The sequence below is a fragment of the Hoylesella shahii genome, assembly GCF_937990675.1.
Classification (GTDB): domain Bacteria; phylum Bacteroidota; class Bacteroidia; order Bacteroidales; family Bacteroidaceae; genus Prevotella; species Prevotella shahii.
Genome location: NZ_CALKQY010000073.1, coordinates 1 through 26,774, shown reverse-complemented (window position 1 = coordinate 26,774; position 26,774 = coordinate 1). Strand labels below are relative to the sequence as shown.

Here is a 26,774-nt window from a genome sequence, read left to right as displayed (position 1 = left end):
TCACGCCATTCTTTACAAGAGAAAGGCTTGAACACGAAACGTTTAGCAGAGACAAGTGAGACGCGTTTGGCTGTAACCGTTGCTCTCTCGTGCAGATATAACCGAGTCTTCGTGCAGACGCTGCTTAGCTTTTTTTTTATTACACATACATACTTTGCTTTTAGCAAAGCACTTTTAGGCAACGCTCCGTTAAGCGCTCTGTCATTATCTTTGCTTCTGCTTCCCTTTTCTCACATCCCTCCTTTTCTATATTCGGCAGGTGTTAAGCCAAAGGCTTTTTTAAAAGCGTGGTAGAAACTAGACGAATGTTCAAAGCCACAGCGGTCGGATATGTCTTCGATTGTTAGTTCGAACTCGTTATCGAGCAACCATTTAGCCTTTTCCATCTTCAAGTTTAGGATAAAAGCGCCTGGCGTGTTACCTGTCACGGCCACCAATTTTCGATGGAATTGCCTAACGCTCATGTTCAAACTATCTGCCAGAGCGTTCACGTCGAGCGTTCGTTTGCCCAATAAGAAATGTGCCGACGAAGTAACCTTATCCACAAATTGCTGTTCGGCTTCATTGCGATGGTTATCCTCTTCAGCAGGCGCATTGTTTTCTTCGGCATATTTTTTACGCAAATGCTGGTGGCGTTCCAACAGCATTTCCACTCTTGTTATCAGTTCTTCGCTGTTGAAAGGTTTCGTCAGATAGGCATCAGCACCCGCTTTAATGCCCTCCAAGCGCTCTTTCTCGTTTACTTTTCCCGTAACCACCACAATGGGAATATGATTTAGCACATTGCTTTGACGCACTTGTCTGCACACCTCCAGTCCATCAATGTCTGGCATCAGTCGGTCGGTAATAATGATATCGGGAACCAGTTCCATCGCCTTTGTCATGGCTTCGGTGCCATTGCAGGCATAATAAACGGCGTAGTGATTAGCAAACAGCGAACCGATAAATGCGGCCAGGTCGGCGTTATCTTCCACCACCAGCACGCGTTGTTCGTCGTTACAGGGCGTATTGTCGTCGTCGAGTGGTTCGGTTTCTGCGGGCAACAAGGGTGTATTCACCATTTCTGCGCCCAAGGTAGTAGATTTGCACTCGTTTTTTATGGGCAGTTTAATCGTTACGATGCAACCCTTTTGCAACTCGCTTTCTAAAGTAATGTCGCCTCCCAGTGCCTCAACGATGTACTTCACAAAGGCCAAACCAATACCTGGTCCAACCTGCGGTCCCACTCCGCCCATCCTTGAGAAGGGTTCAAAGATGTGCGGAACAATCTCTGGTGCCACCCCAGGCCCTGTATCGCTGATAATAATAACCGCCGAAGAGCCTTTGCGCACCATCTTTACCGTTATCGAACCATAATGAGGTGTGAATTTAAAGGCGTAGAACAGCAGGTTGTTCATCACCTTATTAATATATTCGGGCACAAAGTCGGTTTGTATTTTCCCTTCGCCAACAAACTGCAGGTTTACGTTTCGCCCTTCGGCATATTGGCGATAACTTTCAACCACCATGTCAAGATGCGCCATTAGGTCGCTGTTGGTCCAACCAGGATTAATATCGGCCGATTTCGCTCTGGCCACATCCAGCAACTGACTGATAAGTGTGTACAAGCCTTCTCCCTGCTTTTCAATGTTTTGCGCTTTGCGTTGTGCCTCTAAAGGCAAATCCTCACTGGTGCCCAGTTCCTTACTTAAACCCAATATCAGCGTGATTGCTGAGCGCACTTGATGCGTGACGTTGCTGTAAAAATGTTCGTTCATCAGGTTCATTTTCTTTAGCAGCTCGCGGTTTCTGCGTTTTTCTCGCTTCACCATCATCGCCTCAACACCCAGCGCCAGCAGCAACAAGGCCATCAAAATGGCAAATACACCCACCACCAATCGGTCTTTATTCTGATGCTCATTTTGTCCAATGCCAGCCACACCGCTGCAGTCGGGGTAGTGTTCTGCCGTTGCCAAACTTGTTTGTGGCAGTCCTTGTTGCAGCGGATGCATCAGTGTTGCGATATATTTTGTGAGGGGTAAAATCGTGGCTACTTGTTTAATGTGCTGGTATGTGCTATGGCCATCGGCGCACACTACCATTGGCCTACTGCCATATAGGCCGTGCAAGTGTTCAGAATAAGGTTTTGCGGTGCACGACCCTAGCAACAATGTGGCCACAACGCACAAGCCAAACACGGCTTTTGCTATGCCCAAACTCGGCATAACAATGCCTTGCAAGGCACAAAAAGTTGACAAACGGTTATCAGTCATAGGTACATTCGTTTTCGTTAATTAGGACTAGTATCTCTTGCTCATTGTCAATGCGCTTTGCAAATATAAGAAATATTTACCAACCTTGTTCAACTTTATGATATGTTTTTAAACCTAAACTGGCGCTTAACTTTACGGCTTAACAGATGGTTTTCACTGTTCTTTAAAAACGTTACACACTGCATCTTGAGAATACACGAAATAAAAGATAGACCGTACAAACAAAATACGCACATACCGCAAGAAGATTACAGAACAATTCGCATTAGAAATGTTTTACAAACAGCTTATTTTTAGCCATCCAATCTAGCAAAAAATAAAGCCTAAAAATATGGTTTTAGCCCCAATTTTCTACTTTTTAGAATTTATTTTTACGCCTTTTTTCTCTCCAAAACTGCGTTTTGCACCATTTCAGCTTTCTATTTTATGCCAGAACCGTAATTTTTCTGCCACCAAAATTCTGTTTTTAGCACCAAAAACACAGCGTTTTTGGTTTGTTTCTCTCCGCCAAAGCCCGAGTTTTGCATCAAATTAAGAATTTCAGTCCACTTTGCAATATGCAACTTTATGCATTTCGCACTACGTTTTGCTGCACTTTTGTGTGTGTTTTGGTGGTTTTAGCCTTGTGTTTTGCTGCATTTAGCCTTGCGTTTTGGTGCATTTAGCCATGCGTTTTGCACGAGTTTGCAATGCGTTTTCATGGTTTTTACCTTGCTTTTTGGTGCTAAACGCGTGCAAATCTCAATTGTTTACATGTTTATTCCTTACCGAACAAATTTATATACATGCGCAACACCTTCTTCTTATCGCGAAAACAAACCCTCGCGAGAATTGAATATTTCGCATCGTTCGAGCGATTGGTGAATAACAAGGGCCCTTTTTGAGGGGTTTCCCCGTCTTAAATCTTTACATTTTGCAATAAACAGACAGCTTTACTTAATGCTGCATAAATGGGTTAAGCCCCTAATACAGCCTTTGCTGTTATTCGGCGTTTTACTGGCGAGCGCATAGCCATTCGGTTGTTTTGAAGATTTAACCAGCTATGCCAATAAACACCACACACAACTAGCCTACAAACCAGCATAAAAGGTACGAGCCTTAACCACCAAGTTGAGTAAAAAAGCAAGCCGAAACAAAAGAAAAAGGATGAGTAAGTGCAAGCCACTTACTCATCCTTTCCCTATTATCTCTGTAGCAGAACACCGCCTACCAGCGCCACGATTGGTGCAGCAAAGCCCTTAGCGAGCCTAAAGACCATTTGCTGTTATCGAATTCCACATCACAAGTGCAACATCGAGCCAGCATTCGCAGCCACTTTAGCGTTTAAAGCATGTATTTACTTACCCGTTTCGAGCATCTTGGCCACCTTTTCAAGTTGTTCGCCCATGCCGATGGTGTAGCCTTGCGAGCAGAACACCACGCGATTAAAGGTGTCGGCCACAATAAATACAGGCATTTGCGAGGGGTTAGCCAGTTTCATGGCATTAGCCACTTGCTGCTTAATCTTACCATCGGTGTCGACACCCAGAATGATGTTGGCGGGCAGAGTGCCAAAGTTCTCTTTCTTGAAGCGTTGCAAATCGGCCTCGTTGGGGAAGAGCAACACGAAGGGACGCCCCCATTCATCGAGCGTTGCACGCGCCTTAGCCAAGTCGCGCAATGCATGGTTAGTTGGTTCTTCGCCAATACCCAGCAGCGCAAGCGTGTAATATCCTCGACCCGTTTGTGAGAGAATGCTCACCTCCTGTCCATCTTTGAGGAAACGCGACTCGCTATCAAAATTGCCCAGCACATTGAGTTGGCCCGAGGGACGGCGCATTTTGAGCGCCACTTCGGTGGTTTTGCCAGGAGCGATGTTAAAGAAACGTTGTGTGGCCAGCACTCCTCCATTGGCCAAACGTGTCCCCGTAACCAAGAGATAAGTGCCAGCATCCAAGCTATATCCATTTTTAAAGGTGTTTGCCCAGGTAGTACCCTCGTTGTCATTACCGTCGCCCTCGTCGAAGTTAAGCAGTTGAGCACGTCCGTCTACTATCTTGCTAAGCGAGAAATGGCTGTAATATTTGGGGTCGGCGGGCAGCAACGAGGCAGGCTGATAGGTGAGTTTAAGCACACCCGTGGGCGCAGTTTGCTGACTAGCATTATCAAAATCAACATCCACCCATGCGCCATCGCGTTTATATTGCACCTTACCCGTAATGGCATCCTTACGCGACTCGATGCCCAAGCTTCGTGCCATACTCACAAAGAAGATGTCGCGCGAACGAGTATCAGTGAGTCGCGAGCGCCAAACCCCCATCGGCGTTTGCGCAATGCGCAAGGCTTTGGTGTCGGGATTGAGCCTAATGTTACGCTTAACCCAGTTAACCAGCACTGTGGGGTTAGCCCTCATGCTGTCGGCAAGCGATTGATTGAAAGCCACTTGAAAAGCTTGTTTATATGGCGCAATAATCATTTCGTCTTCCACACGTGGCGAAAGCTGATTGCTTTGTGCGCCAAAATGGTCTTCCAATATTTCCAAAGGTATATCGTGAAGGTCTTTTACTGGCAGTGTTTCGAGCAATGCCAGCACCCTTTCTTGCTTATCGGGATGGTTATTTACAAACTGCTGAATGGTTTTCCAGTTGCCACGCGCCAGTTTATAATACTTTTCGGCCAGTCCGTCGCCTGTGGGTTTATAGAATGTTGCTTCGTAAGCATGCCTTATACTATCCTCTTTCACCAGTCGGGCTTTATTAGCTTGAGCCTGCTGAGGGGTCACTTCGGGCAGTTTAGCGCTTTCAACGGGAGGCACAATATTCACCGAATCGAGTGCGCCAACCATGCTCTTAGCCATTGTTTTGGCATTGTGGATCAGTCGGATAGTAACGTTTTTGTCTTTTCCAAACGAAGCCTTAGCAAAGCCGTAAGCCCCATTTTTAGATGCCCACACCATCATATCGCCCACGCCAGCGGTAAGAAAAGTTCGTCCGCGGTTATCGGTAAACTTGTTAACAGCCGTATAATATTCGGCATAGTTATAAATTTTAAACTCCACTTGAGCTTTATCCACAGCCTTTCCAGCAGCGTCAACCACCATAAAGTCGATGCGAGCAGTGGGTGCATAATTGCCAATGAGGTTAATTTCGGTGTAGTTGCTAGTGCGAAGCATCACCTCTTCAGGGCCGCGATAGTTGCCAAAGGCCTTGGTATGCATCAGCATAGCACGCGAAGCAGGCAGGTTAAACCATCCCAAGTTGAGCACAGGTTCGGGTTCGCAAGCCCCTAAGAAATGCCATTTGCCATCAGCCCAAGCCTCAACCCATGCATGGTTGTCGTCGGTATGCGCCCATCTAGGGGTGTAAACCTGTCTTGCAGGGATACCCATTGTTCGCAATACGGCCACGGCGAACGTGCTTTCTTCGCCACAACGCCCAATAGCTGTTTTAAGACAAGCAAGCGGAGCCAGCGTACGCGCATTAGAAGGCTGGTAAGTAACGTGCTCATGGCACCAGTGATTAAGTTCAAGCACAGCCTCTGTCATGCTCATTCCCTCTATTCTCTTCTTCAATTCGTCGTAAAGCACAGCCCTAGTGTTGTCTAGGTTTTCGTTGTTTACACGAATAGGAAGTACAAAATGGCGGAAAAGAAGTTCGGGAACAGCCTTTCCCCATGGCATTTCTTCGCGCGCCTTGAAGGCCGACTTCACGTTGCTGAGATAGAAATCGGTGGTGTAGTCAGTAACATCGGCCAAAGGCATGTAGGCGTAAAGAAATTCCAATGCCTCTTGTTCGGCCATCGTGGGTGTGGTCTGAGTTACCTTAAAAAAGTTTTTCCCCACCAGTTGCATCTTCTTATTGAAGTCGTTGTGCACCTGTGCGCGATATTTATCATCTGAGATGAAATGGTAATAGCCAGCCCTAGCGGCGTTGAACGCAGCCAAGACAAAGAGAAGGGATAGCAATAGCTTTCTCATTTTGAGGTAGTTTTTTTGTTGATGGAAGATAAATTGGTTATGGTTTGTTAGCCATGCCGAGCGTTTTGCTTCCTCGACAGCGCGGTCATTGGGCCTTTCCGCCCATGTGTCTCGCACTCTCGCCCACCACATGTCAGCAAACACGTTGGCTAGGGCGAGAGCCGAGCGCACTAAAGAAGGAAAAAATGTATTTTTTAAACAACGCTCTGCAGCGGCGTTAACTCGTTTTTATAACTACTTTTGTAACATCCCATATGTGCGTATCTAGGTTACGAGGGATATTTGCCATTGCGCAGCTCCATGATGGTGTGGCTCACTCGGCGCGCCGTTGTAACCTCGCGATAGCTTTCATCGGTGTCGTGTCCGCCCATTTTCACGCTTCCGCCCATGTATGCGCAAGGCGATTGCACCGATTCGCGCGCCGAGAAGTGGAACTGAGTTACATTTGTTTGGCTGTGAATTTTAAAGATATTGCGTTCGTTTACACCGCATCCGGCCATAATGGCTATGCTATCGCCAGCCTTTTTATGCAGTTTATAGAGCAAGGGGATACCCTTTTCGGCTGTTTTTTGTTGGCCTGAAGTAAGCACCCTGCTAAATCCCAGTTTAGCAATTTGCTCTAATGCGTCGAGCGGATTACGACATCTGTCGAACGCACGATGGAAAGTAGCCGCCATGTTGCCCACGCGAGCCATCAATCTAGCGTTTTTTTCGATATCGATGTCGCCCTCTGGAGTTAGACATCCAAACACCACTCCGTCTACACCAGCCTTTTTACAAGCTTCGATGTCGGCTTCCATGATGTCCATTTCAAGGTCCGAATAGGTGAAATCTCCGCCTCTCGGCCTAATGATAACATGCAGCTTGGTTTTGGAAAGCAATCGGCGAGCCATTACAATGTCGCCATATGACGGCGTTGTGCCTCCTTCTGGGATGCCAGCGCATAGCTCTACGCGGTTGGCTCCTCCCTCTTGGGCCGCCAAACAGCTTTCCACACTGTTTGCGCATATTTCAAATTCAAAGTTGTTACCAGTTTCGTCCATACAATATTCATGTCATTGGTTTAAGATATTGCTGCTTCTATGGGGGGATGTTACACCAAATGGGGCACCCCTTTTACCCATTATGGGCAGGCTTTAGAGCGCCGTGCGCCTAATCAGCCATGCTTAAAGGTGCACTCTCTGTCACCTCCATTAACGACACAACTTGTTTATTACGCATCGCTCATGGCAAAGATACAAAATTACTACCAATGTTGTTGCATTTTTTTGATATTTAATGTAAATTAAACTACGACCATTATCAAGCCCCAAACAACAGTACACACAGCTTTGCATTGCACTTGAGGGCGCAACAAGCGCAAACCGAGCTGAAATTAGCTACTACAACACCCTCCACTCCTTAATTATATACGCGCGCGAGATATGCTCAATACATAGCATTTTGGTAGGTAGGCAAAGTTTATCGAGGGTAATCGAAAGAGAATTTAACTTACATTAACCACGCTTCGGACACATTTGTTACCCTTTGCTCGTTGCTTTACCGATTAATTTTGCAGGCGAAAATCAAAGCAATAATATACAAAAACAGCATGATAGAGAATAAAATGTTTTGTTTCCAATGTCAGGAAACAGCTAAAGGTACGGGCTGTACCATTAAGGGTGTATGCGGCAAAGAGGCTTCAACATCCAATTATCAAGACCTTCTTCTTGGCGTTGTGCGTGGCGTTGCCACCATCGACCGTGCCATTCGCAAGACTGGCGCACAGAGTGTTGCAGGCGTTGACTCCTATTTTGTAGACGCATTGTTCGCTTGTATCACCAATGCCAACTTCGATGATGCTAGCATCCTTAACCGCGTTGATAAGGGTATCGCACTGAAAAAGCAATTGTTGGCCATCGCTAAGGAGCATAATGTGGAGCTACCTAATTACCACGAGATTGTGTGGGGCGGCGAAAAGGCCGACTACGAGGCACAAAGCCGTAAGGAAAGTGTGCTGCGCAACGAGAACGAAGACCTGCGCTCGCTGAAAGAACTAATTGTTCTGGGCCTCAAAGGTATGGCCGCTTACTACGAACATGCAGGCAGATTGGGTTATACCGACACCACCATAACCGACTTTATGGGCGATGCACTGGCCCTTATCGCTAATCCTGATGCACCAATGGACCAGCTTCTAAACTGTGTTCTCGACACTGGCAAGTGGGGCGTAACGGCTATGGCGCTGCTAGATAAAGCCAATTCCACCACCTATGGTCATCCCGAAATAACCAAAGTGAACATTGGCGTGGGCAAAAACCCTGGTATCTTGATTTCGGGACACGACTTGCACGACATCGAAGAGCTGCTGAAACAAACCGAAGGAACGGGCGTTGACGTGTACACCCACGGCGAAATGCTGCCCGCTCACTATTATCCCGAACTGAAAAAGTATAAGCATCTGGTTGGAAACTACGGCAATGCGTGGTGGAAACAGAAAGAAGAGTTCAGCACATTTAATGGTCCTATCGTGTTTACCACCAACTGTATCGTTCCACCCTCGGCCAATGCCAACTACAAAGACCGCGTGTTTACGATGAACTCTACGGGTTTCCCCGGTTGGAAACACATCGAGGCAGATGCCAATGGACATAAAGACTTCTCGGAAGTAATTGCCATTGCCAAGACCTGCGAGGCTCCAACGGAGATTGAAACGGGTGAGATTGTTGGCGGTTTTGCCCACAATCAGGTGTTTGCACTGGCCGATAAGATTGTAGATGCCGTGAAAAGTGGTGCCATTCGCAAGTTTGTGGTGATGGGCGGATGCGATGGACGCATGCGCAGTCGCGACTATTACACGGAGTTTGCCCAGCAATTGCCCCACGATGTGGTTATCCTCACTTCGGGTTGTGCTAAGTTTAAGTACAACAAACTTAACCTCGGCGACATCAATGGCATCCCCCGCGTGCTCGATGCTGGTCAATGCAACGACTCGTACACATGGGCTGTGGTGGCTTTGAAGCTGAAAGAGATATTTGGCGCGGCCGACATCAACGACCTGCCACTTGCCTTCAACATTGCTTGGTACGAGCAAAAAGCAGTTATCGTTTTGCTCGCCCTGCTCTCGTTGGGCGTTAAGAACATCCACATCGGCCCCACTCTGCCCGCCTTTGTTTCGCCTGGCGTGCTGAAAGTGCTGGTAGAACAGTTTGGACTTGGTGGCATCACCACCGTTGAAGACGACCTGAAACGAATGATTGGATAAGACATAAAACATCCTTAAACGATAAAATCTGGCCAATTGGTCCTGCCTAGCAGAACTGATTGGCCAGATTTCTGTTTACAAAAGCACTAGCTTGTAGGAAATATAGGGGGAATTAAGCAGGTTTGCGCAGGCCTTATCCAAGGATAGTCAGCCCAACCGTCCCTCGTTTTTTATCCTTATTTCCCTACAACTTTCGCCACTTCTTCTTCCAAATACTCCATCGCGTCTTTGGGTTCGATGCGTTTCACCACCTTCCCTTCGCGGTCTACGATAAATTTAGTGAAGTTCCATTGAATGTCGTACTCCACATTTATGGGCACATCCTTTGGCAAACGTTCGAACTCAGCGCGCTGTGTGGAGTCGCTCATCAAGTAACCAAAGAATGGTTGCTGGCGTTTGAGGTAACGATAAAGCGGAATGGCGTTCTTGCCATTCACATCAATCTTGGCAAATTGTGGAAAGGTGATGCCGTAATTGGCCTCGCAAAATTGACGAATCTCTTTGTTCGTACCAGGTGCTTGCCCCTTAAATTGGTTGCAAGGAAAGCCTAAAACCACCAGTCCTTTATCGCGATATTTCTCGTAAAGCGCTTGCAAGGGTTTGTATTGAGGCGTTAGCCCACAATGCGTGGCCGTGTTAACTATGAGCAACACCTTACCACGATACTTTGATAACGACACCATTCGGCCGTTTTCGTCTTTTACCTTAAACCCATAAACATCCTTTTGCGCCATGCCCGAGAAGGCAAAGAGTGCGAAAAGAGCAAGGGTTAAGGTTCTGAGAAAATAGAGTTTTGAGTACATAAAATCTTTAATGAGTAAATAAACAGGTTCACACCACTCCCCTATCGGCCTCACTACAACTCCCAACCGGCCTCACCCCCCAACCCCTCTCCAAGGGGAGAGGGGAGTGAAATGCCTTGTTGGGACATGGTTGTTACGCTTGTTTGTTCTTGTAATAGCCTTACATTCTTTATTGTTTGCCTTGTTGTTGCATTACATACCACTCCCCTCTCCCCTTGGAGAGGGGTTGGGGGTGAGGCCTTTTTCCCCTTGTTGTAACCTTACATATTACTCCCCTCTCCCCTTGGAGAGGGGCTGGGGGTGAGGCCGGAAGGGGCGGATGTGAGGCTGGTAGGGCTGGAAATGAGGTTAAATAAAAAACAGGGGCGACCCATACAGGCCGCCCCATCTTATTAGTTACGCTTCCAAATCTCGTTGGCGCGAAGCCATTAGGCGTCTATGGCCCGTTATTTGGCAAGCATATCCCTTTTATCTGCTTATTGCTTCTTCAGTCTTTCGTAACCATAGCGAGCAGAGCAGCACAATTGTTCCTCGATACGGATAAGTTGGTTGTACTTAGCCATACGGTCGGTGCGGCTCAACGAACCAGTCTTAATCTGTCCAGAGTTGGTAGCAACGGCGATGTCAGCAATAGTAGTATCCTCTGTTTCGCCCGAACGATGCGAGGTAACAGTGGTGTAACCAGCGCGATGAGCCATTTCGATAGCCTCAAGTGTTTCGGTAAGCGAACCAATTTGGTTAACCTTGATAAGGATAGAGTTAGCAGCACCCATCTTAATACCCTTCTCCAAGAACTTCACATTGGTAACAAAGAGGTCGTCGCCAACCAACTGGCAGCGGTCACCGATAGCCTCTGTGAGCTTAACCCAGTTGTCCCAGTCGTTCTCGTCCAAACCATCTTCGATAGAGTCGATAGGATATTTGGTGATGAGTTCTTCGAGATACTTGATTTGTTCGGCAGCAGTGAGCTTCTTACCGTTAGGATCTTTGGGCATGCCATTCTTGAGTTGACGATAGTCGTAGTACCATTCGCCATTCTCTTGTACAGCAAATTCAGAAGCAGCACAGTCCATAGCAATCTTAACATCCTTGCCAGGTTCGTAGCCAGCGTCTTTAATAGATTTCATGATGGTGTCCAAAGCGTCTTCGATACCGTCGAACTTAGGAGCGAAACCGCCCTCGTCTCCAACAGCAGTAGACAATCCGCGAGCCTTCAAATTCTTAGCCAAAGCGTGGAACACTTCAGCACCCATGCGTACAGCTTCGCGCTCGTTAGAAGCGCCAACGGGGCGAATCATAAACTCTTGGAATGCGATAGGAGCATCAGAGTGGGCACCACCGTTGATGATATTCATCATAGGAACGGGCAGAACATAAGTGTTGGTTCCGCCAATGTAGCGGTAAAGGGGCATGCCAAAGGCCTTAGCGGCTGTTTGAGCAACGGCCAACGAAACGCCAAGGATAGCGTTAGCACCCAGTTTGCTCTTTGTGGGAGTACCGTCTAGTTCGAGCATCTTATAGTCGATTTTGCGTTGTTGGCAAACCGACATGCCTTTAAGGGCGGGAGCAATAACGTTGTTTACGTTCTCTACGGCTTTGAGAACACCCTTACCCAAGTAGCGAGACTTGTCGCCGTCGCGCAATTCGAGGGCTTCGTTTTCGCCAGTAGATGCGCCAGAAGGTACACTTGCGCGGCCTACCACGCCATTACACAATGTCACTTCCACCTCTACGGTAGGGTTACCTCTTGAGTCGAGGATTTCTCTCGCATGAACTTTTTCAATTACCATAATTTGTTCTTATTTAATTAAATAAAAAAATGTCCGTATTAAACTCTTGCAAAGTTAATAAATATCCCTGAAAAAACAGATGAAAAACAAATAAATACGCTCTGTTGGGATAAGTTAACTTATTGCAGCGTAAAGGCTAGCTGAAATAGATGAAGTGAAACAAGCGTTGGCAACTGTCTTTAAGCACCGAACAACAGCACCACAAGAAGACAGTACAAGTCACCTTGTAGTAGCACTACAAACAGCATTGTACCAACAACGTTAAGACCTAGCCACCGCTTTTGTTATCTTCTTCAAACGGGTTGCCAACGTAGTATCCTTTCGTGCAACCTGCATGTTGTACTTCATCTGTAATTCCATTAAGGGCTCGGCAGGAATGTCCAAAGCCGCTTCAAACATAAGGGCAGAAGTGGTACTCAACGGCCTACGCCCATTCAATAGTTCGTTTAGAACCGAATAAGCCATGCCGATACTTTCGGCGAACTTACGCTGGGATATGCCCCTTGCCTCCAATTCGTCTTTAAGCACTTCACCAGGATGTGTGGCATAAAAGCCATAACCTAAACTAGACATATCATTTTATTTATAATGGTTTGACAATTCCAATATGTTGCAAACGGTAACAATCCGCTCTCCGGATTTAATTTCCGAGCGAAATTCAATACGATATTGGTCATTAACTCGCACAGACTCACGCCCGACCTTGTCACCTACCAACTTTTCATAATGCAAAGAGGTAAAGCGATACATGTCCTCTGTACTATTAAGCGAGCTCATCAGGTTCAACACATTAATATACTTCCGTATAACTTGCGGTTGAAAACGATGTTTCTAATCATGAGTTTTACCCAAATAAAACAGCTCCCTCAAATATTCTTGCTCAAAGGTTATTTCCATCTTTGCTGTTTCTTTTTGCAAAGATATCCAGAATAATCAACCTTCGCAACTTATGCGAACACTTTTTGCAGGCATTACAACTATTTCTGTTCCAATATCTGTTCCATTCACTCTCTGTTATACATACCAAAAACACACATGCTATCCATTCCTAAATGCCAAGGGTGTTTGTCCCGTTTGCCGTTTAAAGTACTTATTAAAGAAGCTAGGATTAGGAAAGTTTAAGGCATCCGAGATGGCCGCAACAGCCATTTGCCCATGTCGCAACATCACTTTGGCCTCGGTTATCACAGCGCGGTCTATCCATTCCTTGGCATATACACCACTGGTTTGCCACACCACCCTACTTAGATAGCGTTGCGACAAGCATAGTTTGTCGGCATAAAAAGCCAAATTATGCTCACTTTTGGCATGCTCATTCACTAAGGCAATAAAGGCATCAAACAGCAATCGCTGTCTAGAAGGAGCTTCGGCAGGATGCTCTGACACACGAACATAATACTCGCTATACACACAACACAGGGCCGAAATGATGGACAAGGCTGCCGAACGAGATACGGGTTTATCGCGAAGCACCAGTGCCAATGCTTCGTACAGATGCTGAATTTTTGCAAACGTACTATCGTCTACGGGCATCAGTGCATCTTTCACCTGTCCGTTAAACATTGCTGGCACGCCCTGCGGAAACAGTTCGTTCATCAACCATGGCTCAACAAGCACGCCACGCACGTCGCTATCGTTGCTTATACCATCTATCTGCAATATTGCTCCATCGCAAAAGAAGGTTAAGGTGTTGCCACTAAGATGCCTAGGGATGAGATTGAGCGTTATTTGCGCTTCGCCTTTAATAAAAAGACCTATGCGAATGCCCGGTAAACGATAAGGACAATGAGGAACAGCAGCCTTACCAAACTGGCGTTTTCCACCATAAAGCATCGCAAACCCGTTTTCCATCATGGGCATATCAGTGGCTGCAACCTGCCCTTCTAGTCGGTTTTTTATCTCCTTTAGCGTTAGTGTCTCGATATTTTTCTGTTCCATATTAAATGCTTTTACACACCGCAAAGATAATCATTAAACCCTAAATGTAATATAAATCTACACAAAATAAAGATACTAAAAGAACATTTCTGGGCCGTAAAAGATAACAACAACGCTACTAAAACCACCTAACTTTGTACCAAGAAAAGTAAACCGCAGATAAGATGAAATATACATTATTATCCATCGCCTTGCTGTGTGCCACCGCTTGCCTTGCCCAAGTGTCGCTTGAAACTTGCCAACGGCAAGCACAACACAATTTTCCTCTCATCAAACGGCGCGCCCTGTATGCGCAATCCACAGCCTTTACCATCGCCAACCTGAAGAAAGGATGGTTGCCACAGGTGCAAGCAACAGCCCAAGCCACAATACAAAACCGCGTGGCAGAGCTTCCCAGTGAACTTAACGGCATGCTAACTGCTATGGGTCGAGACCTGCGCGGACTTGCTAAAGAACAATACCGCGTGGGCGTTGATGTAAACCAAATGCTGTGGGATGGCGGAAGGATTGGCGCACAAAGGCAAGTGGCATTGCTACAACAGCAAGCCAACGAGGCCCAAACAGATGTTTCGCTCTATCAAGTGCGCCAAAGAGTGAACGACTTGTATTTTGGTATCTTGCTCATCGACGAGCGTTTGCAACTTAACACCGACCTACAAACGCTGTTGCTAAGCAATGAAAACAAACTTGCTGCACTGCAAAAACAAGGCGTAGCCTTGCAAAGCGATGTTGACCAACTGAGAGCCGAAAGACTAACGGCCATGCAAACCACCAGCGAACTGCAACACGCACGACAGGCGCTTTGCCAGATGTTGGCTTTGTTTTGCAACGTTGACCGCATCGACAGCATTGAAAAACCAACATCAACAGATATTCAAGAGACTGCAGAAGATGTTCGGCCTGAGCTTAAAGTCATCGACCTGCAACTGCGCCTTGTGGCTTCGCAGCAACGCGCATTGCATAGTTCGCTGCTTCCCACATTGAGTATTTTCGGGCAAGCCTATTATGGTTATCCTGGTTTCGACATGTTTAAGGATATGAACAGTAGGTCGCCATCGTTCAATGCCATTGCTGGCGTTCGTCTTGCGTGGAGCATTGGCAATCTATACACACATCGCAACAACATGCAACGCTTAAAAGTATCACTGGCCGAGATTGAAAACGCTCGCGAATTATTTTTGTTCAACAATCGGCTAGAAACGATAAAACAGCAAGCTGCCATTGAAAGCAAGCGCCAAATTCTAAATTCTGATAACGAGATTGTGGTGCTTAGACAGAATGTGAGACGGGCTGCCGAAGCCAAACTTGCTAACGGCATTATCGACACCAATAGCTTGTTGCAGGAGATAACGCGCGAAAACAACGCAAAAATAAATCGCTCTACCCACGAAGTGGAGATGTTACAAGGGATTTATAACTTGAAGTATGTAAAGGGAGAACCCACAATCCCAAAACAAGCCACGCCCTAACCGGCCTCACCCCCAACCCCTCTCCAAGGGGAGAGGGGAGTAATATGTAAGGCAACAACAAGGGAAAATAAAACAGTATTTAAGGCAATTACAAGGACTAACAAACATAACAACCACGCCCCAACAAGGCATTTCACTCCCCTCTCCCCTTGGAGAGGGGCTGGGGGTGAGGCCGGTTAGGGGGTGTTGTGAGGTCAGTTAGGAACGGTAGTGAGGCCAGAAACAACACAAATAATATGAAACATCAATCAATAACTCTTGCCGCACTCGCAGTATTTATCGCTGCTTGCGGCGGAAACGAAAAAGAATACGATGCCACGGGCATCTTTGAAGCAACAGAAGTAACCGTTTCGGCCGAAGGAACGGGCAGACTGATGGTGCTAAACCTCACCGAGGGAACAGCCGTTAAGGTCGGACAGCAAGTGGGACTCATCGACACTGTACAACTACAACTAAAGGCTAAGCAGATGGGAGTCAGCAAGGAGGTGCTTGCCAACCAACGTCCCAACGTGCAAGCACAAATTGCTGCTCTGCAACAACAAATTAATAAGGCCCTTATAGAACAACGCCGAACCGAGGCTTTACTTAAAGATGGCGCTGCCACTAGCAAACAACTTGACGATGCACAGAATGCTGTGGCCGTGCTGCAAAAACAACTACAGGGGCAATTGTCGCTGTTGCAAAACAGCACTCGAAGCCTAAACAGTCAGATGAGTGCTGCCGATATTCAGCGTTATGAGGTGTTGGACCAACTGGAAAAATGTCGCATCAAATCACCAATAACAGGAACTGTGCTAGAGAAATATGCCGAACAGGGTGAGTTTGCAACCATTGGCCGACCGCTTTTCAAGGTGGCCGACACGCGAAACATGACCCTCTGCGCCTACATTACCTCCACACAGCTGGCCAAAGTGCGCGTGGGACAGCGTGTAAAGGTATTTGCCGATTATGGCAACAACACCCAACACACTTACCAAGGTCTTGTTACATGGATTTCGCCAAAGGCTGAATTTACCCCCAAAAGTATTCTTACCAACGACGAAAGGGCCGACCAAGTGTACGCCGTAAAGGTGAGTGTGAAAAACAATGGCTACATCAAGATTGGCATGTATGGAGAAATGAAGTTATGAACGCCATCGAAGTAAACAACATCTGCAAAAGCTATGGCGAGATACAAGCCCTGAGGGATTTCTCGTTTAGCGTGGCCAAAGGGTCGCTGCACGGACTTATTGGCCCTGACGGAACAGGCAAGACCTCGATGTTTCGCATCTTGGCCACCTTGATTTTGCCTTCTAGTGGCACGGCATCGGTAGATGGTTTCGACGTAGTAAGTGGACTGAAACACATTCGGCAGCGCGTGGGTTACATGCCAGGACGCTTTAGTCTATACCCCGATCTTACCGTTGAAGAGAACTTACGCTTCTTCGCCACACTCTTTGGTACAACCATTGAGGAAGGCTATCCCATCATTAAAGACATCTACGGACAAATTGAACGCTTTAAGAACAGGCGAGCCGGTGCACTATCAGGTGGCATGAAACAAAAACTAGCCCTTAGTTGCGCACTTATCCACCAACCCAGCGTGCTGCTATTAGACGAACCAACCACAGGTGTCGACCCCGTTTCGCGCACCGAGTTTTGGGATATGCTTGCCCGATTGAAACAACAAGGCATCACCATCCTTGTTTCTACGCCCTATCAAGAGGAGATAAACCGCTGCGACGACATCACCTCTCCACCCCTTCCATCGGCACTTACCACGCCCCATGCACCGCAAACGCCCAACGAGATGCACCCCTTCTATATTAATAAGGAGTGCCAACCACAACCATCCAACAACCATCCAAGCGCCAACAACCATGCCTGCAAGAACGAAACCATTATCCATGTGAGCCATTTGGTAAAGACCTTCGGCACGTTTAATGCCGTAGACGATATTTCGTTCGATGTGCAACGGGGCGAGATATTTGGTTTTCTAGGTGCCAATGGTGCAGGCAAAACCACGGCAATGCGCATTCTCTCGGGCCTTAGTATGCCTTCAAGCGGACAAGCCACCGTGGCCGGTTTTGATGTTAGCACGCAACACGAAGCCATCAAGCGGCGCATAGGCTACATGAGTCAGCGTTTTTCGCTTTACGAAGACCTCACTCTTACCGAGAATATCCGACTCTTTGGCGGCATCTATGGCATGAAACCAGCCGACATTAAACACGAAACCCAACGACTACTAAACAAACTCACGTTGCAAAACGAGGCCAACCGACTGGTTAAAACGCTCCCCCTAGGCTTTAAACAAAAGCTAGCTTTCATGGTAAGCATATTGCATCGGCCCGAAGTGGTGTTCTTAGACGAACCCACAGGCGGTGTAGACATCAACACACGACATCAGTTTTGGCAGCTTATTTACGAGGCTGCACAGAGCGGAATAACCATTTTTGTTACCACACACTATATGGACGAGGCCGAATATTGCCACCGCTTGTCTATCATGGTGGATGGAAAGATACGTGCATTAGACACACCCGAGGCACTAAAACGACAATACGCAAAAGAGAATTTGGGCGAGGTGTTTACCCTCCTTGCCCGTAATGCAGAAAGGAGTGAATGATGAAAATTTTCTTTTCGTTCGTAAACAAAGAGATACGCCACATCTTACGCGACCGTCGCACCATGCTCATACTCTTTGGCATGCCACTAGTATTGATGTTGCTCTTTGGTTTTGCCATTTCAACCGATGTGCGAAACGTGCGCCTTGTGGCTGTAACCACACCCTGGAACAACGAAGCACAACAGATTTTCCAACGGCTTGATGCCTCAGAGTATTTCACTCACACCCACAACGCTCCCACCGTAGAGGCTGCCACGCAACTTATTCGCAACCAGCAAGCCGACCTAGCGCTGGTGTTTGCGCCTGGGTTCGACCGCCATCGCTATGATGGAGGGGCGCGAATACAAATAATAACCGACGGAGTAGACCCCAACATGTCGCATCTACAAACCGCTTATGCCTCGCAAATCATTGCACAAACACTGCAACAACAGCACAAAGCAGGGGTAGAAACAAGGCCAACAACAAACATCCGACTGCTGTATAACCCCCAAATGAAAAGTGCTTACTACTTTGTGCCAGGCATCATGGGCATTCTGTTGCTGATAATCTGCACCATGATGACGGCCGTGAGCATCGTTCGTGAGAAAGAACGTGGCACAATGGAGGTGCTACTCGTGTCGCCAATGCGCCCCTTGCTGGTGCTCATAGCCAAGGCCGTGCCCTACTTAATGTTGTCGGTGATTATTCTAAGTCTCATTCTCTGCATTGCCAATTTCGTTTTAGGCGTACCGCTGTCGGGCAATCTTTCTGCCATCTTCACGCTTTGCCTGCTCTATGTGTTCTTAGCATTGAGCCTAGGTTTGCTCATCAGCGTGCTTGCCACCACCCAAATAGAGGCCTTATTGGCATCGGGTATGATGATGTTAATGCCCACCATGTTGCTCTCGGGCATCATCTACCCCATAGAAAGTATGCCACAGGTGTTGCAATGGCTGTCTTGTATCATCCCCGCCCGCTGGTTCATCGCCGCCATTCGCAAACTTATGATTATGGGCGTGGGGCTAGATATGGTGATAAAAGAAATGGTTGTGCTCATCTCAATTGCAACATTGGCACTGTGCATTGCATTGAAGAAGTTTAAAATTAGGTTAGAATAGCCTCAACCGCGCCCCTCTCCAAGGGGGAAAAGCCTCACCCCAGCCCCTCTCCAAGGGGAGAGGGAAGTAATATGTAAGGCAACAACAAGGGAAAACAATAAAGTATGTAAGGCAATTACAAGGACTAACAAACATAACAAACACGCCCAAACAAGGCATTTCACTCCCTTCTCCTCTTGGAGAGGGGTCGGGGGGGTGAGGCCACTAAATCCTTTAATATGTTCAAATCTCTCCTACAAAAAGAATGGATACAGATACGTCGCAACGGCTTTGTTATGCGGTTGGTGGTGTTATTTCCACTTATGATTATGGGCATAACACCCTGGATAACCAATTTAGAAGTGCGCAACGTAACAGTAACCATCGTAGACAACGACCACTCAACACTGTCGCGCCAAATCATAAATAAAGTTGAACACTCCTCTTATTTCCACTTCAACGGCATGACATCATCGTATGCCGAAGCAATAAAAAGCGTGGAAAAGGGGCAAACAGATGTGGTGATGGTTATACCCCCACACTTTGAACGAGAACAAACACTGGGTAAAAATCTGCAAGTGTTTATCGCAGCCAATGCCACCAACGGCACGAAGGGCGGATTGGGCAGCGCTTATCTAGCTAACATCGTAACGAGTACAAACCTCAATAACCTCCCCCCACCCTCGCGCCACCAGCCAACCATCACCACAACCACCCTATACAATCGCCACGAGAGCTACAAAGTAAATATGATTCCTGCCCTTATGGCCATGATAATGATTATGGTTTGCGGTTTTTTGCCAGCTCTTAACATCGTTGCCGAGAAAGAAGCGGGCACCATCGAGCAGATAAACGTAACGCCCGTGGGCAAAATGCAGTTTATCACAGCCAAGCTATTGCCCTATTGGTGCATTGGTTTGGTGGTCTACACCATGTGTTTGCTGCTGGCATGGGCGTTTTATGGCATTGTGCCAGTTGGCAACATCGCCCTGCTTTACCTGCTAATGGTTCTGCTCACCATCATCTTTAGTAGCATCGGACTCATTGTTAGCAACTACAGCGACAATATGCAACAAGCCATGCTCATGATGTGGGGCATCATGGTTTGCATGTTATTGCTAAGCGGATTGTTTACACCTGTGCACAGCATGCCCACTTGGGCACAAACACTTACGTGGATAGTGCCCGTGCGCCACTATATCGACGCAGCCCGTTCGGTGTTTATTCGTGGCACAACAATAAGTGGCATCCTCCCCCAACTCGCCTTTCTCACATCGATGGCAACGATTATGGGTACATGGGCAGTGTGGAGTTATAGAAAAAACAACTAGACTTAAAGGGCGTTTACCCGATTTTTGTTTTGCATTAGAGCGTTGACACAATAGTTTTTGTAGGTAGATATTGAAAAAAGGGGACGATAGAACACAAAACGGCCGAGAACCAAATGGGGGTTCTCGGCCATAGTCTTTTTATTTAACCATGTTAAAGCACACGCGTGTTACTTCATCAAGTCTTTCAACGGAATGCGTTGGAAGGTCATTTGGGCCACACTACTTTCGTAGAGAATGCCAATGGTTTCCTTGTCTATCATCGTTAGGCACGAGTAACCCCAACCAAAACCTTCATCGAGCAACACTTGATGTTCGGGCAACCACGTTTTTCCGCCATCAAGACTCATCTTAATGGTGATGTTGTTGCGGTGCTTGGTAGAATTGGGATTAGAGAAAAGCAAGATGTCGCGTTTCAAAACATTGTCTTTAGCCTTAACACTAATGATACTAGCCATACAAACGGGTTCGATAAGAGCACTGCGCGAAGAGGGATGTTCGGTCCAAGTGGCGCCAAGGTCGCGTGTTGTACACACGGCACGACTTCCTCCGCGGTTGTCGCGCATGTTCAACATCAGCACGCCTTTTTCCACTTCAACCACTTGCGCCTCGGTGGTATTGTCTCGTGCGGGCTGGTTGATGTACCATGTTTTACCACGGTCTTTGCTGTACATAATGCCAGCCGAGGGTTCGCGATTGGCCTTAATAAACTGTATGGGGAAAACCAATGTGCCGTCGGTCATGGTGATACCACGGCCAGGTCCTTGCAAGAGGAAATACCATTCGGGCTTTTTCACTTGCGAAGTGATGTTGATGGGTTCCGACCAAGTTTGACCATCGTCTTCGCTTTTAACGAGCATGAGTTGTGCGGTATGGTCGTAATCCATGCCAGGTTGCGAGCTCCACCATGCCCTTTGGTTACCCATGCCATGTGTCCAAGCAGCAACAATCCACACGGTATTGGTCTTCGTGTCTACCAGAATACTGGGGTCGCCCACACCATTTTGTGCTTTGGGCAGTCCGCCAGTCTCGCCAAAGGCCATGGGAAGACGCATCGGCTCCCACGAACGACCACCATCCGTGCTGCGGCTAAGCCCAACATCGACATATTCTTGCAAGTCTACGCTGCTATTATGCCGCACATCGTACACGCCGAGCAATGTTCCGCGATTGGTAGTAACCAATCCTGGGATGCGATAAGCCGATACGCCATCGTCTCCAGCATGCCTAACACCGATACCCATACGGCGAAGCGGAGTGGGTTGACCCACGTTTTCAACCGTCAGTGGATTGTTATCGCCGAGAGCTTCGCGCAAGGCGATGTTGAATGTGGTGTGCAAGGCAGCTGTGGGTTGCATCTCGATACTCACCCAAAAAAAGTTGTATCCAGGGAAAAGCTTTTGTTTGCTACGCAGCGTAACAGTGGTTTGCGTGGGTTGCACCTCGTCTTGCTTCACCGAATACGAAGGGATGGCCTCCATTGTACGGCCTGGTGTGAAGTTGGTGATATATTCCACGGGCATCATACGCCGTTTGCCATAGTCTTGGCGAGCATCGGTGCCTCCGTAATATAGCTTCAAAGATTTAATTTGTTCGCGTGGTGCGCTGCCCAAATCCAATGTTAGGGCATTGAGTGTTCCCGTCTCTTTGGCGTCGATACGCATTAACATCAGTATATTGTCGTGGCGTTCGATGAGTATGGGATACTGCGGCTGTTGCACAAAAAGCGTGTCACGAGCTTGCATCGCAAGCGAAATGGCCGATAATACGGCAATGAAAAATAGTCGCATAATATGTTGTTTGAATTTATTTTGAAGAGTTGTGGAGTAAGGAGATATGGAGTAAGGAGTAAGGAGTAAGGAGATATGGAGTAAGAAGTTATGGAGTAAGGAGATATGGAGTAAGGAGTTAAGCCAAATGCATCGTTTAAGTAAGCCATTGTCACTCTTTCCCCTTTTCATTCTATCAGCCTTTCACCTTTCCATCATTTCACTTTTAAAAGCCATTTTCACTCTTTCACCTTTCCACCTTCTCACCTTTAAAAGCCTTTTCACCTTTAAAAGCTCTTACCATACTTTCACTTCATCGCAGAACACCCATCCGCCTTCGGCTCCTTGTTTGGCTTTAAGGCGTACATAGCGAGCCTTTACGTTGCCTTTCCAAGTGAAGGGTTCGATGAAATATTCGCGTTTATCGTGTTGAGGAACATCTCGGCGACTCAATGAAGTGAAGTTTTGAGCATCGTTAGACACTAATAGTTCAACGCTATCAGGGAAAGCAATGTCCACACCCATAGATTGCAGGAAGTCGGCCGACACCTCGTGGAGTTCAGTTTCAGCCCCAAGGTCAATCACCACATCCATACATTCGCCACCAATAAAGCCTTGCCAGCGGTCTCCTTTAAACACCCAGTCGCCACGTTGTCCGTCGGTTAGAGCGCCATCACCAGTTGCGCGATACTTCTCCGTGTATTTAGCGCGATAGGTAACAGGCTTGCCAAGAGCCAGATGTTTAACTGGCGAAAGCGATTCTTTTCGTCGTCCGCGTTCGTTACGCAGGTCAAAGAAGTTATAACCCATCGTCTTCATGCGTTCTAGAGCATGAATAGTGCGGTTTCGGAAGTTATCGTAAGTTGGTCGATTGCGTGTCCATCCCACCTCGGCAATAGCCAGCATACGTGGATAAAGCATGTATTCGGCATGTTCGGGAGTGGGTACTTCCTCGGTCCAGAGGTTACCTTGCACGCCATCAACATATTTTTCGAGCATGGTAGCCGCCTCTTTGTTGGCGATAGGTTCGTAAGAATACACCTTTTCGAGTGGAACATATCCGCCCATTGCCTTCGGTTGGGTGAAAGGAACATCCTGATACATGTCGAGATAGCAATAAGCGCCAGGTGTCATCACAACATGATGCCCCGCCTTTGCGGCCTTCAAGCCAGCCTCTTCGCCCGTCCACGACATCACAGCAGCATTAGGAGCCAGTTGTCCTTGCATTATTTCGTCCCATCCAAGCAACTTTCTACCGTGTGCATTAAGAAACTTTTCGATGCGCATGATGAAGTAAGCTTGTAGTTCATGCGTATCTTTCAGTCCCTCATCCTTCATTCGTTTTTGGCATTTGGGGCACGATTTCCATTTCTCTTGCCATGCCTCATCGCCCCCAATATGGATATATTTAGAGGGGAAGAGCTGCATCACCTCGGTGAGAACCCCTTCGAGAAAGGTGAAAACGCTATCGTTACCAGGGCAGAAGTCGGGACTGGTATAGGCCTTTCCCTCACAAGTGAGGTTGGGATAAGCCGCGAACACCTCGTTGCTATGGCCAGGCATTTCAATCTCAGGAATAACGGTGATGTGCTGTTTAGCTGCATAAGCCACGATGTCGCGCACTTCGTCTTGTGTGTAATATCCACCATACGCGCCCGAATCGCTGGCATGGCAGTAACGCCGGTCGTGTTCGCGCCACCATTTAGTCCAGTCGTTTTGTGTTCGATAAGCCGTTTCTTCAATCAGTTTGGGGTATTTCTTCACCTCCAGACGCCATCCACCGCCATCGGTTAAGTGCCAATGAAAGCGGTTAAGCTTGAAGTAGGCCAAGGCATCAATTTGCTTTTTGATAAACTGTGGTGTGAAAAAATGGCGCGAGCAGTCGAGCATCATGCCGCGATAAGCAAATCTTGGTTCGTCGCTTACCTTGGCGCAAGCCACCTTGTTGCCGTCTACCATAAGCTGCCGAAGGGTTTGCAAGGCATAAAACAGACCTGTTGTGGTATGCGACATGATGGTTATTCGTTCGGGCGTTACGTCTAGGGTATAATATTCGGGGAACGTTCTACCGTAGCAAGACGGCTCTTTTATCCGCAACAAGTTAAGGCTTATGGCCGGAACTTTACTGATGAACTTTCCTTTAAACACCTTCAAGCCCAAGGTTTGGCGTATGTAGGCCTTCATTTGGCGTGCCTCTTCGCCCTCGAAGTTCAGTTCAACAGGCGTGTTGGGCTTAATGGTGAAGAAGCCTTTACCCATGGTTATCTCCTTGGGTTGCGGGATAACGGTTTGCGCCTGTGCCTGTGTGAAACAGAGCGATGCCATCATGAGCAGCAAGGCGAAGAATGTTTTGTGCATGTGTGGGATACTATTAAGAAGATACGGGATGGGCCTTAACATGCAAGGCTAAATAAATAAGATAAAGAAAAGCGGCAGTTATCTCACTGCTCCCAGGTTAGGAGAGCAGAGAGACAACTGCCGTTGCGATGTATTTTACCAAAGGGCCGATGTGGGAATGGCCTTTTCTTTCCACAAGTGGCGAGCATACACATAGCCATAGCGGTCGTATAGGTCGCTCAGGCGCAGTGCGCGCTTGCTAAAGTTGTCGAAATTTTTCTGTCCGGCAGGCGTCCATTGCACCTCAGCCAATGCGGCCATACGTGGCAGCACCATGTATTCGGCTTGTGTGGTGAAAGGAATGTACTCAGTCCAGAGGTTAGCTTGCACACCCTTGATGCGGTTTTTAGCCTCAGCATCGAGTGTTTCGGGCAATGGTTCGTAAGAGTAAACCTTCTCAACAGGCGAACATCCGCCGATTGCATCGGGTTCGTGCTTAGTTTCTTTAGCTTGATAATGGTCGAAATAAACATGCGAGCTAGGAGTCATAATCACATCGTGTCCCTGCTTAGCGGCCTTAAGACCAGGTTCAACACCACGCCAGCTCATGATTGTGGCGCTTTGATTGATTTTGCCTTCGAGAATTTCGTCCCATCCAATAATGCTCTTACCCTTGCTGTTAAGATACTTCTCAATTCTGTTGGTGAAGTATTGTTGCAGGTGTTTGATGTCGGTGTTTTCGTCTTTAGCCTTTTGCAAGCAATTAGGACATTTTTCCCACATCACCGTTGGCGACTCGTCGCCACCGATATGGAAGTATTTAGCGGGGAAGATGTCAACCACTTCGTCGATAACATCTTGCACAAACTTGTATGTGCTCTCTTTACCAAGGCACAAAACATCCTTATAAACGCCCCAGCGATGGCCCACTTCGTAGGGACCACCCGTACAACCCAGTTCGGGATAAGCAGCCAAAGCAGCCAGCGTGTGACCGGGCATATCTATTTCGGGGATAACGGTGATATGGCGTTGACGAGCATATTCCACGATGTCGCGAGCCTCTTGTTGGGTGTAGAAGCCACCATGAGGGATGCTATCATCCACAGTAGCGTTATGACCAATTACCGTTCCCGAGCGCATTGACGATTTAGCTGTGAGTTCGGGATGGCTCTTAATCTCCAAACGCCATCCTTGGTCTTCGGTTAGATGCCAGTGGAACACGTTCATATTGTGCATAGCCAAGATGTCGATGAACTTCTTAACGAAGCTAACGGGGAAGAAATGGCGACCGCAATCGAGCATCATACCACGATAGCCAAAGCGTGGAGCATCGGCAATATCTACTGCAGGCAGAGTGATGTCGGCGCCATTGGTTTGCACGGGCAACGACTTACGCAGGGTTTGAATGCCATAGAACACGCCAGCAGGAGTGCTAGCGGCGATGGTTACCTGCTTGTTGTTAACAGTAAGGCGATAAGCTTCGTCGCCCTGCACTTTGGGATTGATAACCAAAACAATGGCTGCAGCCTTCTTGTCGCGTTTATCTAGCAGGGTGGTTTTAATACCAGTTGACTGCTGGATGTACTCAGAGAGGAAGCGTGCGTTGCGTTTCATCTCGGGGTTAGTACCTTCGTACACGATGGTTGTTGCACTTGTGAGGTTAAAAGGCTGACCTTTGACCATCACAACACTCTTGGGCAGTGGCACTACATTGTAGTTGGCATCTGCTGCATGGGCGCTTAGCATCGAAAAGCTTAAGGCCGCAGCTAATAGAAGATGTTTCATTCCTATTTTAGTTTATGAGTTATTGAGTTTATAAGTTGATGAGTTGGTAAGTTATTGAGTTTATGAGTTTATGAGTTGGTAAGTTATTGAGTTGATGAGTTTATGAGTTTATGAGTTGGTAAGTTGGTAAGTTATTGAGCTTATAAGTTGATGAGTTGGTAAGTTATTGAGTTTATGAAGTGGAGAGTTATTGAGTTTATGAGTTGATAAGTTTCTCAGTTTATAAGTTGATGAGTTGAAGAGTTAGTGAGTTTACGAGAAAGTTCGCCCCTCTGCAACAACGCATAAGGCTTAACTCCATAACTCCATAACTTCTTAACTCCTTAAAAACAACTCCTTACTACTTTACTACTTACTACTTTACTCCTTACTACTTTACTACTTACTACTTTACTCCTTACTACTTTACTACTTACT

At 47.2% G+C, this 26,774-nt stretch carries 17 protein-coding genes and 1 pseudogene; 7 read left to right on the top strand and 11 right to left on the bottom strand.

Going from position 1 to position 26,774, the window contains the following annotated elements; genetic code table 11:
* Positions 1–230 precede the first annotated feature (230 nt).
* On the bottom strand, positions 231–2,252 hold the full coding sequence (locus tag QME03_RS10635) for a hybrid sensor histidine kinase/response regulator transcription factor (RefSeq protein WP_281724337.1): 2,022 nt from the start codon (positions 2,250–2,252) through the stop codon (positions 231–233).
* A gap of 331 nt (positions 2,253–2,583) precedes the next feature.
* Between QME03_RS10635 and QME03_RS10630 the strand changes: the two genes are divergently transcribed.
* Positions 2,584–2,787: a hypothetical protein gene (locus QME03_RS10630; RefSeq protein WP_281724336.1), complete on the top strand. Its 204-nt coding sequence runs from the start codon at positions 2,584–2,586 to the stop codon at positions 2,785–2,787.
* A gap of 801 nt (positions 2,788–3,588) precedes the next feature.
* Here the strand turns inward: QME03_RS10630 and QME03_RS10625 are convergent.
* Together QME03_RS10625 and QME03_RS10620 are read right to left on the bottom strand one after the other, a co-directional pair.
* Positions 3,589–6,207 carry a transglutaminase-like domain-containing protein gene (locus tag QME03_RS10625; protein ID WP_281724335.1) on the bottom strand — a complete coding sequence of 873 codons (2,619 nt, stop codon included), beginning with the start codon at positions 6,205–6,207 and terminating at the stop codon, positions 3,589–3,591.
* A 269-nt stretch (positions 6,208–6,476) separates the two neighbouring features.
* Complete coding sequence (locus QME03_RS10620; RefSeq protein WP_281724334.1) at positions 6,477–7,250, bottom strand: copper homeostasis protein CutC; 774 nt, start codon at positions 7,248–7,250, stop codon at positions 6,477–6,479.
* A 548-nt stretch (positions 7,251–7,798) separates the two neighbouring features.
* On the opposite strand from QME03_RS10620, the gene hcp reads away from it, so the two are divergent.
* Positions 7,799–9,451: a hydroxylamine reductase gene (hcp, locus tag QME03_RS10615; RefSeq protein ID WP_281724333.1), complete on the top strand. Its 1,653-nt coding sequence runs from the start codon at positions 7,799–7,801 to the stop codon at positions 9,449–9,451.
* Between the two features lie 176 nt (positions 9,452–9,627).
* On the opposite strand, the gene QME03_RS10610 is transcribed toward hcp, so the two are convergent.
* The 5 genes and pseudogenes from QME03_RS10610 to QME03_RS10590 form a co-directional block, all read right to left on the bottom strand.
* Positions 9,628–10,254, bottom strand: coding sequence for a glutathione peroxidase (locus QME03_RS10610; protein WP_281724332.1), 627 nt, complete (start codon positions 10,252–10,254; stop codon positions 9,628–9,630).
* Between the two features lie 476 nt (positions 10,255–10,730).
* Entirely contained in the window at positions 10,731–12,044 is a 1,314-nt protein-coding gene (gene eno / locus QME03_RS10605; protein WP_281724331.1) for a phosphopyruvate hydratase, read from the bottom strand.
* Positions 12,045–12,305: 261 nt separating this feature from the next.
* Positions 12,306–12,617, bottom strand: coding sequence for a HigA family addiction module antitoxin (locus QME03_RS10600; RefSeq protein ID WP_110370222.1), 312 nt, complete (start codon positions 12,615–12,617; stop codon positions 12,306–12,308).
* Positions 12,618–12,623: 6 nt separating this feature from the next.
* A pseudogene (locus QME03_RS10595) lies at positions 12,624–12,941 on the bottom strand (type II toxin-antitoxin system RelE/ParE family toxin).
* A 141-nt stretch (positions 12,942–13,082) separates the two neighbouring features.
* Positions 13,083–13,982 carry a helix-turn-helix domain-containing protein gene (locus QME03_RS10590; protein WP_281724330.1) on the bottom strand — a complete coding sequence of 300 codons (900 nt, stop codon included), beginning with the start codon at positions 13,980–13,982 and terminating at the stop codon, positions 13,083–13,085.
* A gap of 164 nt (positions 13,983–14,146) precedes the next feature.
* On the opposite strand from QME03_RS10590, the gene QME03_RS10585 reads away from it, so the two are divergent.
* The 5 genes from QME03_RS10585 to QME03_RS10565 all read left to right on the top strand — a co-directional run bounded on the left by QME03_RS10585 (position 14,147) and on the right by QME03_RS10565 (position 20,469).
* Positions 14,147–15,451 (top strand): TolC family protein, encoded by a 1,305-nt coding sequence (locus tag QME03_RS10585; protein WP_281724329.1) that lies wholly within the window; start codon positions 14,147–14,149, stop codon positions 15,449–15,451.
* Between the two features lie 236 nt (positions 15,452–15,687).
* Positions 15,688–16,581, top strand: coding sequence for an HlyD family secretion protein (locus QME03_RS10580; protein ID WP_281724328.1), 894 nt, complete (start codon positions 15,688–15,690; stop codon positions 16,579–16,581).
* Positions 16,578–18,059: an ATP-binding cassette domain-containing protein gene (locus QME03_RS10575; protein ID WP_281724327.1), complete on the top strand. Its 1,482-nt coding sequence runs from the start codon at positions 16,578–16,580 to the stop codon at positions 18,057–18,059. The genes QME03_RS10580 and QME03_RS10575 overlap by 4 nt, the downstream gene beginning before the upstream one ends.
* Entirely contained in the window at positions 18,056–19,159 is a 1,104-nt protein-coding gene (locus QME03_RS10570) for an ABC transporter permease (RefSeq protein ID WP_084614361.1), read from the top strand. The genes QME03_RS10575 and QME03_RS10570 overlap by 4 nt, the downstream gene beginning before the upstream one ends.
* A gap of 218 nt (positions 19,160–19,377) precedes the next feature.
* Positions 19,378–20,469: an ABC transporter permease gene (locus QME03_RS10565; protein ID WP_281724326.1), complete on the top strand. Its 1,092-nt coding sequence runs from the start codon at positions 19,378–19,380 to the stop codon at positions 20,467–20,469.
* Between the two features lie 167 nt (positions 20,470–20,636).
* Here the strand turns inward: QME03_RS10565 and QME03_RS10560 are convergent, their stop codons facing one another.
* The 3 genes from QME03_RS10560 to QME03_RS10550 form a co-directional block, all read right to left on the bottom strand.
* Positions 20,637–22,256, bottom strand: coding sequence for a sialidase family protein (locus tag QME03_RS10560; protein ID WP_281724325.1), 1,620 nt, complete (start codon positions 22,254–22,256; stop codon positions 20,637–20,639).
* 276 nt (positions 22,257–22,532) lie between these two features.
* A complete protein-coding gene (locus QME03_RS10555; RefSeq protein ID WP_281724324.1) occupies positions 22,533–24,593 on the bottom strand; it encodes a glycoside hydrolase family 20 protein in 2,061 nt (686 codons plus the stop codon).
* Positions 24,594–24,728: 135 nt separating this feature from the next.
* Positions 24,729–26,357 carry a beta-N-acetylhexosaminidase gene (locus tag QME03_RS10550; RefSeq protein WP_025815820.1) on the bottom strand — a complete coding sequence of 543 codons (1,629 nt, stop codon included), beginning with the start codon at positions 26,355–26,357 and terminating at the stop codon, positions 24,729–24,731.
* Positions 26,358–26,774 lie beyond the last annotated feature (417 nt).